Here is a 13,192-nt window from a genome sequence, read left to right on the forward strand (position 1 = left end):
GTCATGAATCGGAGCTCGTGGAGCATTGATGACAGAGCAGCCGGAAGGGCAGCGCCGCGACGACGAGGGGGCAGACAGAAGCGCCACTCCCGTTGTCGACCTGGGTGTCTACAGACAATCGCTCGACCCTCTACCCGTCACCTTTCACCGTCGCGAACTCGACGCCATCCTCTGGATCTACGGCCGCATGGTCGGAGAAGGCGAGTGGCGCGACTACGCGATCGATCACATGAAGGACAAGGCGGTGTTCTCCGTCTTCAAACGGTCGGGCGAATATCCGCTCTACCGGATCGAGAAGAACCCGAAACTCGCAGCCAAGCAGGGGGCCTTCTCCGTGGTCGGCACGGACGGACGGATTCTCAAGCGTGGGCATGACCTCCGCCAAGTTCTGAAGGTCTTCGACAAGGCGCTGAAAGCTTTGGACTGAAGTTTAAGGCATGACGCCAGGATAGGTCGAAAGATCGGGCAAGGTCGTATTGCCCTCACCCAACGCCTTCTGCATGAAGACGGTATCGAGCCAAAGCCCGTGCTTGAATCCGGTGCCCACCATTCTGCCCGAAAACTCGAAACCACAGCTGCGATGAACCGCCATCGATGCCTCGCTGGCACCGCCGATCACCGCGACCATCTGTCGGAAGCCCGCTTTTTCGCAGCGGTCGAGTAGCGCGTTCAGCAAGGCCTTTCCCACGCCACGGCCACGCGCAGATGGATGGATGTAGATGGAATCCTCCACCAGCCATCGATAGGCCGGACGCGTCCGGAAGGCCGAAGTATAGGCATAACCCGCCAAAGAACCTTGCTCATCGACAGCCGCCAGGTAGGGGTAGCCCTTTGCCTTGAGCGCCTGATATCTCTCGGTCATCTCCGAAAGATCGGGAGGCACGAGCTCGTAGCTCGCCGTCCCGTTCGCGACCGCATCGGCATAGATTAACGTGACCTCTGAAAGATCGTCGGGGGTCAGGTCGCGTATGTAGAGGCTCATGCAGTTGCTCCGTTCGGAATGGTCCTTATTTCCATGACGAAAGGGGGCAGACAAGCCTTTGGGTGTCACGGTGACACGGCGATCGGCCAAGCGACATTCGCTTTTCGCCAAAGCCGGCGGCCTGTCGGCTTGACTCACGCTGAAAACCTTGTAATCCCTCGCCGCGAAGAGGAATTCGGTCCATGCACGCTTTCGGGCAACCCATTGCGGTCTTCCACCTCCTGCAGCAGTCTGCTGCCGGCGGCGCATGCCATTCTCTTGCATCCACGACCAAGGCCAAAACGACGACGAAAACCGTCTGACGTCTTCGGCCACCGCTCTCTCCCCGGCACGGCCGGGGACAAGGAAGGTTGCGTTCTGTCGCGAGCTTCCCCCTCACCATCCGCGGAGAGACAGAAAGAGAGCATTGACATGGGTTTCAAGATTGCAGTCGTAGGCGCCACCGGTAATGTCGGTCGCGAAATGCTGAACATCCTTTCCGAACGCGGATTCCCGGCATCGGAAGTCGTGGCGCTTGCCTCGGCCCGTTCGCAGGGCACCGAAGTCTCCTTCGGCGACAAGGTTCTGAAGGTTTCCAACCTCGACAATTATGATTTTTCCGACACCGACATTTGCCTGATGTCGGCCGGCGGCACGATCTCCCAGAAGTGGTCGCCGAAGATCGGCGCGCAGGGCTGCGTCGTCATCGATAACTCCTCGGCGTGGCGCTACGATTCCGAAGTGCCGCTCATCGTGCCTGAGGTCAATCCGGACGCCATTGCCGGATTCAAGAAGAAGAACATCATCGCCAACCCGAATTGCTCGACTGCCCAGCTGGTCGTCGCGCTGAAGCCGCTGCATGATTTCGCGAAGATCAAGCGCGTGGTGGTCTCGACCTACCAGTCCGTATCGGGCGCCGGCAAGGAAGGCATGGACGAACTCTTCACCCAGACCCGCGCTGTCTTCGTGGCCGACCCGGTGGAAGCCAAGAAGTTCACCAAGCGCATCGCCTTCAACGTCATCCCGCATATCGATAGCTTCATGGAAGACGGCTACACGAAGGAAGAGTGGAAGGTCCTGGCCGAAACCAAGAAGATGCTCGATCCGAAGATCAAGGTGACCTGCACGGCCGTGCGCGTACCGGTCTTCATCGGTCATTCGGAATCGGTCAACATCGAGTTCGAAAACGAAATCACCGCCGATCAGGCCCGCGACATCCTGCGCGACGCCCCGGGTTGCCTGGTCATCGACAAGCATGAGAACGGCGGCTACATCACCCCGCTCGAATGCGCCGGCGAAGACGCGACCTACATCTCGCGTATCCGCGAAGACGCAACTGTCGAAAACGGCCTCAACATGTGGGTCGTCTCCGACAACCTGCGTAAGGGCGCTGCTCTGAACGCGATCCAGATTGCTGAGCTTCTGGTCAATCGCGGGCTGATCAAGCCGCGCGCCACCGCCTAAGACAACAATCCTGAGGCTTCCGGGTTCGGCCCGGGAGCCTCAGCCGGACCTTTCAGCTGAAAGTGATCCGATTTGAGAGGTCGGGCGCCATACATTAGCGTGAGATGGATGACAGCATCCGCTTTCACTGGCATGGTGCCGCCGATTCGTACCCATTCAAAGTCCGTTATGAGGCATCAATGCGACTGACATCCACTCTGTCGGCAGCCCTGGTTTCCGTGGTCGCCCTACTGGCCGGCACGCAATCCGCAGCAGCGGCCGCTTGCAGCAATACATCCGCCGGCTTTGAGGAATGGGCTGCTGCCTTCAAGCAGCAGGCCGAAGGCCAGGGCTTCAGCCCGCGCATGCTCGACAAGGTCTTTTCGAGCGTGAGCTACAGCCGCAGCACGATCAGCGCTGACCGTGGCCAGAAGAGTTTCAAGCTCTCCTTCGATCAGTTCATGCAGAAGCGCGGCGGTCAGACGATCATCAATCGCGGCAAGACGATGAAGAAGAACAACGCGGCTTTGTTCTCCCGTCTTGAACAGCGCTATGGCGTGCCTGCAGGACCGCTGATCGCCATTTGGGGCATGGAGACCGGCTTCGGCTCCTTCCTCGGCAAGGAGCACACCCTGTCGGCTGTTGCGACTCTGGCGTTTGACTGCCGCCGCAGCGAGTTCTTCACCGATCAGTTCTACGCCGCTCTGGAGCTCGTGCAGGCCGGCAATCTCGACGTGAACGCCAAGGGCGCAGCCCATGGCGAAATCGGCCAGACCCAGTTCCTGCCGCGCAACGTCGTCCGCTACGGTGTAGACGGCGATGGCGACGGCCATATCGACATGGTGCGTTCGCGCGCCGACGCGCTTGCATCGACCGCGAACTTCCTGCGCGGCCATGGCTGGCAGCCTGGCGCCGGCTACCAGCAGGGCGAGCCAAACTTCGTCGCTATTCAGGGCTGGAACGCTGCGACCGTCTACCAGCAGGCCATTGCCCATATCGCGGCCCGAATCGACGCAGAATAAGAAACGCAATGCGGTGGCTCATGGGCCGCCGCATAATCACTCAGAGATGTAAGACAGAGCACCCGCCGTCAGGCAGCCGCGTCTACATCCAGTCGGGCAAAATCCTGGCTCTTCGGATCCATCAGCCAGAGCTCGCCATTGCTGATGTCGAACCATGCGCCATGAATGCGCAGCTTCCCCCGCTCTTCCAGGATCTTCACACACGGGAAGGTCCGCAGGTTCGCAATCGAATTGCGGATCGAGATGCGCTCGAGCGCTGTCTGCCGTTCCGCAGGGGTCATGTTGGCATTGCCCTGGATCTGCTCGGCGGCAGGCGCCAGAAGGTTCATCCATTTCCCGATGAAATCGCCCGGGGACAGAGGCTCCGCGTTCGGATCCAATGCGGCCCGAATACCGCCGCAACGACCATGGCCCATGACAATGATGTCCTGGACCCTCAGCGCCTGCACGGCAAACTCAAGCGCCGCAGATGTCGAATGGTACTGCCCGTCCGGCTCGTAGGGCGGCACCATGTTCGCGACATTGCGCACCACGAAGAGTTCGCCCGGAATGGAATCGAAGATCACTTCCGGAGCGGCTCTGGAGTCGCAACAGGCAACCACCAGCGTATTGGGCTTCTGCCCCTGCTCGGCGAGAACCCGGTAACGATCACGCTGATCTTGGTAGCGGCCACCCATGAAGTTGCGGTAGCCGTTGAGGAGTGCGGGAGGAAAACTGGTCATTGTTACCGATTACAGCGCGTGACCAGCCGTTGCAACACCGGGAACAAGGTTTGCCTGAGCGATCAGTCTGAGCGCACGGGCTTGCGCTGTGCCGGATGCATGAGCCGGCGCATCTGCACCATTGCCATAGGCGTAGACAGGCTGGACGCATCGCTTTCCAAGGCAAGTTCGTCTCCTCCCCGTTTGGCGGTGCGGGCCAGGATCTCGAAGACACTGGCTGTCGCAGTGCGAAGCGCGGTCTCTTCATCGACACCGTCGAGCAGGCGGGCAAGGAAGACGGCCGCCAGTAGATCGCCCAGTCCATTCGGCGGATTGTCGATCAGCCTGTGCTCGGCCAGAAGCGCGGAGCGGCCGCTGAGCAGGAGATTGCCCGTACCTCCAGCCATCATCGGCACGGCTGAGGTGACCAGCATGTGCTTCGGTCCGAGAGACAGCGCGGCGTCGATGATCTGCTGATTGCTCAGCAATTCACCGCCGACCATCCATTGAAGTTCGTATCGGTTGGGGGTCGCAATATCTGCGATCGGGATCAGGTGATCACGGATGGCAGTTGCGGTTTCGACGGGTATGTACAATCCGCCCAGATCCCCCATAACGGGATCGCAGACATAGGTGAGTTGCGGATTGCGCTCTTTGGCAGCCTGGACCAATCGCGCCACTGCCGCCGGCTGCCGTGGACTGCCGAAATATCCAGTCAGGATCGCAGAGACTTCACCGAGCCACGGAGACCGGATCAGATCGTCGATGGCACTCTCGAAATCATCGTCCGGAAACCGCAACCGCGTGGCCGGTCCGTGCCCCGGATGCCAGGGAAGGACGATGGTCGGAAGTGCCCAGACGGGATGACCGAGGACCTCCAGAGCGAATACCGCGGCTCGATTTCCGACCGATCCGCGGACAACATGGCTGGATATGACGATAACAGCACCCCTGGCTATTTCGTGCATTTTGCGTGATTCCCTTCTCAAATCCGGCATTCGAAGCGTTCAAGGACCAATCCGTGTGAAAATTTCTCGGATCACATAAATCTGGCCGCATATTTTTGCCCGAATTCTTTATATTCCTGTTCCATACATAATTTCGCAAATCATTTGCGGGAACATTACGCGAAACGACGCGAGCTACGGAGGGGTCAATGGGCGTGACTGGGAAAACGAAGCGCGAGGAGCTTCTGGAGAGGGCAACGGAGGAGGCTCGCAGGCTCGACCATGCATTTGTCCCGCCAACGGTCATTTTCAGCAGGGCCAGCAACGACGACGTCAACCGCTACGACGAAGCGATGCTTGCGCGCGCATCGGTCCGAGCGGCCACCGACATTGCTGCCTGGGATCGCCAGACACCGCATATCCGCATCGAGACGATCGAAGGTGTCAGCCCCAGCGGCATTCCCGTCAGCGTTCTCTCCATCGTCGATCACAACAAGTCTTTCCTCTACGATTCGTTGATGGGTGAGGTCACCAGCCACTACCGCGACATCTACATGGCAGTGCATCCTATCCTGGCTGTGACACCACGAGGCGACATCTCGCTGTCGAACCCGGATTCGGATCCGGAAGGCGCAATTAAGGTAAGCTACATCCAGCTTCATCTGGCACCGCTCACGGCGGAGCAATCCGCCGAGCTTGTCCAAAGGCTTCAGCACGTGTTGGGCCAGGTCAAGATGGCCGCCACCGACTGGAAGCCGATGCTTAACCTCCTGGAGAGGACGCTCTCGGAGCTGCGAGATCTCTCGGCCGGAAGAAGCGAAGCAGAGCGCGACGAGGCAGTCGCCTTCCTCGAATGGCTGCGCAACAACAATTTCACCTTCCTTGGCATGCGGGAATACGTCTATTCCGGTGAAGGCGCCGAAGCCACGGTGGAACGCGACAAGGGAAGCGGCCTCGGCATTCTGTCGGATCCCAGCGTGCTCGTCCTTCGCCAGGGTCAGAACCATGTGACGACCACGCCCGAAATTCTGGCCTTCCTGCAGGGACCGGACTATCTGATCGTCACGAAGGCCAACGTCAAATCCGTCGTCCATCGCCGCGCCTATATGGACTATGTCGGCATCAAGCGTTTCGGTCCGAACGGCAAGGTCATAGGCGAATTGCGCATCGTCGGCCTCTTTACCGCCACGGCCTACACGCGCTCGGTCAATCAGATCCCGCTCCTGCGCGCCAAGGTCGAGAAAGTGGTATCCCACTTCGATTTCGACCCCCGCAGCCATTCAGGCCGCATGCTGCAGAATACGCTCGAGAACTATCCTCGCGACGACCTCTTCCAGATTACACCGGATCTCCTGGCCAAATTCTGCGAACAGATCAACGACCTCTCTGAACGCCCCCGCGTCCGCGTTCTGCCGCGCATCGATCATTTCGACCGTTTCGTCTCCCTGATCGTCTATGTGCCGCGCGAAGACTACAACTCCATGGTCCGCGAGAAGATCGGGCTCTATTTCCAATCCGTCTACAAGGGGCATGTGTCAGCCTTCTACCCGGCCTTCCCTGAAGGCGGCGTAGCGCGCGTCCATATCATCATCGGTCGTCGGGAAGGCGAAACGCCTCAGATCCCGCAGCAGACCCTTGAAGACGCTGTCCGCGAAATCACGGCCCGCTGGACGGATCGTTTCGCGGCACTCGCCGGCACCGGTGCCCCGACGCTCGAAGTCGGGCAGGCTTTCCAGGAAGCCTTCACGCCTGAGGAAGCGGTCAGCGACCTGAAGCATATCAAGGCCTGCATGGCCGGTGCTCCGCTCTCGCTCGAGTTCCACCAGGTCGCGGCTGAAGACGGGCCACTGCTCTATCTGAAGATCTTCCATGCGGGCGACCACCTGCCGCTCTCCAGGCGCGTGCCCTTGCTTGAAAACCTCGGCTTCCGCGTGATCAGCGAGCGCACATTCGATATCGACATCGCGGGCTCCGAAGAGCAGCAAGCGATCGTCCTGCACGACATGGAACTCCAGATCCCAGAGGGCGTGAACTTCGACAACAAGCTGCACGGCAGCCAGGTGGAGGAAGCATTCCTCGCCGCCTTCACCGGTGCGGTCGACAACGACGCTTTCAACCGTCTGATCCTCGCTGCCGGCGTAAGCGCCCGCGAGGCATCGGTGCTGAGAGCCTATGCCGCCTATCTTCGTCAGGCAGGCGCGGTCTATTCGCTGACCTACATGGCAGAAACGCTGACCAAGCATCCGGCCATCGCCTCGGATCTGGTGGCGCTTTTCCGCAATCGCTTCGACGTTGCCGTGGCGGAGAAAACCCGGAAGAGCCGTCACGCAGAGCTTCTCCAAACGCTGGAAAGCAGGCTGACCGACGTCAAGAGCCTGGACGAAGACCGCATTTTGCGTCGCTACATCAATGCGATCGAAGCGACGCTGCGCACCAACTTCTTCCAGAAGGGCTACCAGCAGAGCGAGCGTCCGATGCTCGCCTTCAAGTTCGATCCCCACAAGCTCGAAGGTCTGCCTGAGCCGCGCCCATTCCGCGAAATCTTCGTCTACGGCGTCGAAGTGGAAGGCGTGCACCTGCGCTTCGGCAAGGTTGCCCGTGGTGGCCTCCGCTGGTCGGATCGCGCGCAGGATTACCGCACGGAAGTGCTGGGCCTGGTGAAGGCCCAGCAGGTCAAGAATGCGGTCATCGTTCCCGTCGGCGCAAAGGGTGGCTTCTTCCCGAAACTGCTGCCGCCCCAAACCAACCGCGAGGCATGGCTCGCCGCCGGGACGGAGGCCTACAAGACATACATCCGGACGCTCCTGTCGATCACCGACAACATCGTCGCGGGCGAGATTTCACCGCCTGCCGACACCCTGCGCCCGGATGGTGACGATCCCTATTTCGTCGTGGCAGCCGACAAGGGCACGGCGACCTTCTCCGACACGGCAAATGGTCTGGCCCAGGCAGCCGGCTTCTGGCTGGACGATGCTTTCGCTTCGGGTGGTTCTGCTGGTTACGACCACAAGAAAATGGGCATCACGGCCCGCGGCGGCTGGGAGACGGTGAAGCGTCACTTCCGCGAGATCGACATAGACATCCAGACAACGCCTTTCACCGTGGCAGGCGTTGGCGACATGTCGGGTGACGTCTTCGGCAACGGCATGCTGCTGTCGGAAAAGATCAGGCTGATCGCTGCCTTCGACCACCGCGACATCGTGATCGACCCCAATCCGGATCCGGCGATCTCGTTTGCGGAGCGCAAGCGCATGTTCAACCTGCAGCGCTCCAGCTGGCAGGACTACGACAAGTCCACCCTATCGGCAGGCGCAATGATCATTTCTCGCGCCGAGAAGTCCGTCAAACTCACGCCTGAAGCCGCAGCTGCCATCGGGCTTGAAACAACGACCGCGACACCGATGGACATCATGACGGCCATCCTGAAGGCACCGGTCGACCTACTCTGGTTCGGCGGTATCGGCACTTACATCAAGGCCGCTGCGGAAACGGATGCCGAAGTCGGCGACCGGGCCAATGACGCGATCCGTATCAATGGCACCGACGTGCGCGCCAAGGTGATCGGCGAGGGTGCCAACCTGGGTGTCACGCAGAAGGGCCGTATTGCCTATGCATTGAACGGCGGACGCTGCAATTCCGACGCGATCGACAACTCGGCCGGCGTGAATTCGTCCGACGTGGAGGTGAACATCAAGATTGCGCTGAGCCCTGCCATGCAGGATGGCCGCTTGCCCCGCGAGAAGCGCAACGTGCTGCTGGCCGAGATGACGGATGAAGTGGCGGGCCTCGTGCTGCGCAACAACTATCTGCAGTCTCTGGCCATCTCCCTGACCGAAGCCAAGGGCGCCGGCAACCGGGAGGAACTGAGCCGGCTGATGGACTATCTCGAAGGCATGGGGCGTCTCAACCGAAAGGTCGAGATGCTGCCGGATTCTGCTGCCGTCGCAGAACGCTATGTTTCCGGCAAGGCACTTACCCGCCCGGAAATCGGTGTGCTCCTGTCCTATGCGAAGATCGTGCTCTTCGACCAGTTGATCGAGTCGGATCTGCCGGACGATCCCTATTGCGAGACGACGCTCGCCAATTACTTCCCGGCAGCCATGCGCAAGGCCTTCGCGAATGACATCGCCGGCCACCGCCTGCGCCGGGAGATTATTGCAACGGTTCTCGCCAACCACGCGATCAACCGCGGAGGCCCGGGCTTCGTGGTTTCGGTTTGCGATGCGACGGGCAGCGCCCCGGATGAAGCCGTCAAGGCCGCTCTGGTAACGCGCGACGCCCTTGGTCTATCTTCTCTCTGGGACAAGATCGACGCGCTGGACGCCAAGATGCCGGGTCAGACGCAGAACCGGCTCTATGCGATCATTGCGGACGTCTACACGGCCATGACCCGGCTTCTGATCGACACAGGTCTGGTCAAGGGATCGGTCGGCGATGCCGTGTCCCAACTGACGGCCGCTGTTTCGGCAGCGTCCCCAGTGTTCAAGAAAGCCTTGCCAGCCGCGCTCCGGCAGCATTTCGACGACCAGATCACGGAATTGACCGAAGCTGGCGCACCGGCAGCACTGGCGGCAGACGTCGTCAACCTGCAGACCATGCAGCTTCTGCCGGAGATCCTGCAGATCGCGGAAAGAACAGGAGCAGACTTCGACTCGGCGATGCGTGGCTTCTTCGCGGTCTCCGAAGCGTTCCGGATCGGACGTATCATCGAAAATGCAGGCCGCATCCAGACGACCGACCACTACGACAGCCTGGCTCTGACACGCAGCCTGGACCGGATCGGCCAGGCACGCCGGCAGATCGTTTGCGCGGCTCTGACCAGCCACGGCAAGGACGCCCAGCCGGTTCAGGCCTGGATTGCGACGGACAAGACCCGTGTGGAGCGCATCGGCAAGGAACTGGCCTCGATCGTCGACAGCGGCGAGCCGAGCATTTCCAAACTGGCGGTCGCTGCCGGCCTTTTGGGTGATCTTGCACAAGAGCATGTGAGGTGACACTGTCGCGGGCCTGATAGCCTGTGGGGGTGTGCGTGACGACAAGTGCAGTGACAAAGACCAGCCACGGCCCCATCAACAGGGGGGTCCGTGGCTGGATGTTCTTTGACTGGGCGGCGCAACCCTTCTTCACGGTCGTGACCACCTTCATCTTCGGTCCCTACTTCGTGTCGCGCATGACGGATGATCCGGTCAGCGCGCAGACAGACTGGAGCAATGCGGCAACGATTTCCGGCGTCATCATCGCCGTGCTCGCTCCAATCCTGGGCTCTATCGCCGACGAGTCGGGCGCGCGAAAGCCCTGGATTGCCTTCTTCGCGCTCATCAAGATCCTGTGCCTCGCGCTCTTGTGGACTGCAGCGCCTGGATCATCCGTTGCCCTGGTGATGCTCCTGATCATCCTGGCGAGCGTGGCCGCCGAGTTTTCCATCGTCTTCAACGATTCCATGATGCCGCGGCTGGTCAGTCAGCAGGATGTCGGTCGCGTCTCCAACATCGCCTGGGGCATGGGATATATGGGCGGCATGATCGTTCTGATCTTTGTCGTTCTCTTCCTGGCTGGCAGCCCGACCACGGGTAAAACGCTGATCGGGCTCGATCCTCTCTTCGGGCTGGATCCAGCAGCCGGCGAAGATGCCCGCATCACAGGCCCGATCTCAGCGGTCTGGTATTTCCTGTTCATCCTGCCGATGTTCTTCTTCACGCCGGATGCGGCCAAGGGAAAGCCGCTGGGGGCTGCCGTTCGCTCGGGGCTCCGGGAAATCCGCTCGACGCTTGCGGAATTACGCCACCGCACCAATATCCTGCGCTTCCTGATCGCTCGCATGATCTATCAGGATGGTGTCAACGGCCTGCTGGTCCTGGGCGGGGTTTTCGCCGCCGCCATGTTCGGCTGGTCGACCATGGAGATCGGGATTTACGGCATCATCCTCAACATCGTCGCCATCTTCGGTTGCCTCGTCGCCGGCCGCGTGGACCGGGCACTTGGCTCGAAGGTGGTCGTTCTCGTAAGCCTTGTGATGCTCATTCTCGCGACCTTCGGTATCATCTCGACAGGCGTCGATTTCACCCTCTTCGGCCTCGTGAGCTTGCCGATCACTGGAACGGAAGGTCTCTTCGCCACGCCGGCAGAGAAGGCTTATATCCTCTATGGCCTGCTGATCGGGATGTCCTTCGGCCCCGTCCAGGCCTCCTCGCGCTCCTACCTAGCGCGCAGCGTGGAGCTCCATGAGGCGGGCCGCTATTTCGGCATCTATTCCCTGTCGGGACGCGCAACCAGCTTTCTCGCAACGCTCAGCTTCTCTGTCGTCACCGCATGGTCCGGTTCGGCGCGTGCCGGCATGGCCACCTTGCTGATCTTCCTGATAGGCGGGTTGCTGATGCTCTGGAGGACCAGATATCCGGCTACAGACCGATGATTACAAAAACGGCCGGCGAATCGCTCCACCGGCCGTTGCTCTGTCTAGACTCTATAATCTTCAGTGGCGAAAGTGGCGAACGCCCGTAAAGACCATGGCAACGCCGTGTTCGTCGGCAGCGGCGATGACTTCTTCATCCCGCATCGAGCCACCCGGCTGAATGACGGCCGTAGCACCCGCGGCAATCGCGGCCAACAGACCGTCTGCGAAGGGATAGAAGGCCTCCGAAGCGACCGCCGAACCCTTGGTGAGAGCCTCGGAAAGTCCCAACGCCTTGGCGGCATCCTCGGCCTTCAGAGCGGCAATACGGGCTGAATCCACGCGGCTCATCTGGCCGGCACCGATACCCGCCGTCTGGCCATTCTTCGCATAGATCACCGCGTTGGATTTCACATGCTTGGCGATCTTGAAGGCGAACTTCATGTCTTCGAGCTCGGTCGCCGTCGGCGCGCGCTTGGTGACGACCTTCAGGTCGAGATCTTCCACCATCACATTGTCACGGCTCTGGACGAGCAAACCACCGGAGACGGTCTTCGCCATGATGCCATGCGAACGCGGATCGGGCAGGGCGCCAGTCGTCAGCAAGCGCAGGTTCGGCTTGGTCGCGATGATGGCCTTGGCTTCATCGGTTACCTCCGGCGCAATGATGACTTCGGTAAAGAGCTTGACGATTTCCTGCGCCGTCTCAGCATCAAGGAGCTGGTTCAGCGCGATGATGCCGCCGAAGGCCGAGGTGCTGTCGCAAGCGAGTGCCCGCTTGTAAGCCTCGACAAGGCTCGAGCCGGTGGCAACGCCGCAGGGGTTTGCGTGCTTGATGATCGCGCAGGCCGGCCCATTCTCCGGCGGGAATTCGGCGACCAGTTCGAAGGCAGCGTCCGTGTCGTTGATATTGTTGTAGGAGAGCTGCTTGCCCTGGAGCAGGGTGGCGGTGGCGACACCGGGCCGGTTATCGCCGGTCACGTAGAAGCCAGCGCTCTGGTGCGGGTTCTCGCCGTAGCGCATCTTCTCCTTCAGGACGCCGCCAACCACCCGGTAGGCAGGCATATCGATCTCGAGCGCTTCGGCAAACCAGTTCGAAATCGCAGCATCGTAGGCAGCCGTACGGGCATAGGCCTTGGCAGCCAGCCGCTGACGGAGCGCGTAGGTCGTCTGACCATCGTTTTCGCCGAGAGCCGCAATGACCTCGGCATAATCGGCAGCGTCGGTGACGACGGTGACATAAGCATGGTTCTTTGCAGAAGCGCGGATCATCGCGGGGCCACCGATATCGATGTTCTCCACGGTGGTCGGATAATCGCCACCCGCCGCACGGACCTGCTCGAACGGATAGAGATTGATGACCGAGAGATCGATGGCTTCAATGCCATGCGCCTTCATGGCCTCGACGTGCTCCGCGTCGTCGCGGATCGAGAGAAGGCCACCGTGAACGAGCGGATGAAGTGTCTTCACGCGCCCATCCATGATCTCCGGGAAACCCGTGATCTCGGAAACGTCGATCACCGGCAGACCGGCAGCCGCCAAAGTCTTGTGGGTGCCGCCCGTCGACAGCAGGCGAACACCGCGCTGGTGCAGTGCCTGCGCAAATTCCACGATGCCGGTCTTGTCGGACACCGAAAGAAGCGCGGTACGCACGCGCACGAGGTCAGGGGCGGGGATCTTCTTGGATACGACGGCCATGGGTTCACTCCGAGCTGGCGGGCGCCCGG

The 13,192-nt window shown here is 60.7% G+C and carries 9 protein-coding genes; 5 read left to right on the forward strand and 4 right to left on the reverse strand.

Annotation, left to right across the window (positions count from 1 at the left end; translation table 11 throughout):
* The first annotated feature begins 28 nt into the window (after positions 1 to 28).
* A complete protein-coding gene (locus C0V73_RS17050; RefSeq protein ID WP_102021175.1) occupies positions 29 to 427 on the forward strand; it encodes a DUF2794 domain-containing protein in 399 nt (132 codons plus the stop codon).
* A 3-nt stretch (positions 428 to 430) separates the two neighbouring features.
* On the opposite strand, the gene C0V73_RS17055 is transcribed toward C0V73_RS17050, so the two are convergent.
* Positions 431 to 982: a GNAT family N-acetyltransferase gene (locus C0V73_RS17055; RefSeq protein WP_102021176.1), complete on the reverse strand. Its 552-nt coding sequence runs from the start codon at positions 980 to 982 to the stop codon at positions 431 to 433.
* Positions 983 to 1,393: 411 nt separating this feature from the next.
* On the opposite strand from C0V73_RS17055, the gene C0V73_RS17060 reads away from it, so the two are divergent.
* Entirely contained in the window at positions 1,394 to 2,425 is a 1,032-nt protein-coding gene (locus tag C0V73_RS17060; RefSeq protein WP_102021177.1) for an aspartate-semialdehyde dehydrogenase, read from the forward strand.
* 179 nt (positions 2,426 to 2,604) lie between these two features.
* On the forward strand, positions 2,605 to 3,426 hold the full coding sequence (locus C0V73_RS17065; protein WP_102021285.1) for a lytic transglycosylase domain-containing protein: 822 nt from the start codon (positions 2,605 to 2,607) through the stop codon (positions 3,424 to 3,426).
* A gap of 68 nt (positions 3,427 to 3,494) precedes the next feature.
* Here the strand turns inward: C0V73_RS17065 and C0V73_RS17070 are convergent, their stop codons facing one another.
* The gene (locus C0V73_RS17070; RefSeq protein WP_102021178.1) at positions 3,495 to 4,148 is read right to left on the reverse strand and encodes a carbonic anhydrase; all 654 of its coding nucleotides are present in this window, start codon (positions 4,146 to 4,148) and stop codon (positions 3,495 to 3,497) included.
* Between the two features lie 62 nt (positions 4,149 to 4,210).
* Complete coding sequence (gene pdxY, locus C0V73_RS17075; protein ID WP_102021179.1) at positions 4,211 to 5,095, reverse strand: pyridoxal kinase PdxY; 885 nt, start codon at positions 5,093 to 5,095, stop codon at positions 4,211 to 4,213.
* A gap of 188 nt (positions 5,096 to 5,283) precedes the next feature.
* Between pdxY and C0V73_RS17080 the strand changes: the two genes are divergently transcribed.
* Both C0V73_RS17080 and C0V73_RS17085 read left to right on the forward strand, forming a co-directional pair.
* The gene (locus C0V73_RS17080; RefSeq protein ID WP_102021180.1) at positions 5,284 to 10,068 is read left to right on the forward strand and encodes an NAD-glutamate dehydrogenase; all 4,785 of its coding nucleotides are present in this window, start codon (positions 5,284 to 5,286) and stop codon (positions 10,066 to 10,068) included.
* A 98-nt stretch (positions 10,069 to 10,166) separates the two neighbouring features.
* Positions 10,167 to 11,486, forward strand: a complete 1,320-nt coding sequence (locus C0V73_RS17085) for an MFS transporter (RefSeq protein ID WP_245408015.1) — start codon at positions 10,167 to 10,169, stop codon at positions 11,484 to 11,486.
* Positions 11,487 to 11,546: 60 nt separating this feature from the next.
* Here C0V73_RS17085 and purH read toward each other — a convergent pair whose 3' ends face one another.
* Positions 11,547 to 13,163, reverse strand: coding sequence for a bifunctional phosphoribosylaminoimidazolecarboxamide formyltransferase/IMP cyclohydrolase (gene purH, locus C0V73_RS17090; RefSeq protein WP_102021181.1), 1,617 nt, complete (start codon positions 13,161 to 13,163; stop codon positions 11,547 to 11,549).
* Between the last annotated feature and the right edge of the window lie 29 nt (positions 13,164 to 13,192).

The sequence above is a fragment of the Rhizobium sp. TH135 genome, assembly GCF_002855515.1.
In the GTDB taxonomy this organism is placed as follows: Bacteria; Pseudomonadota; Alphaproteobacteria; order Rhizobiales; family Rhizobiaceae; genus Allorhizobium.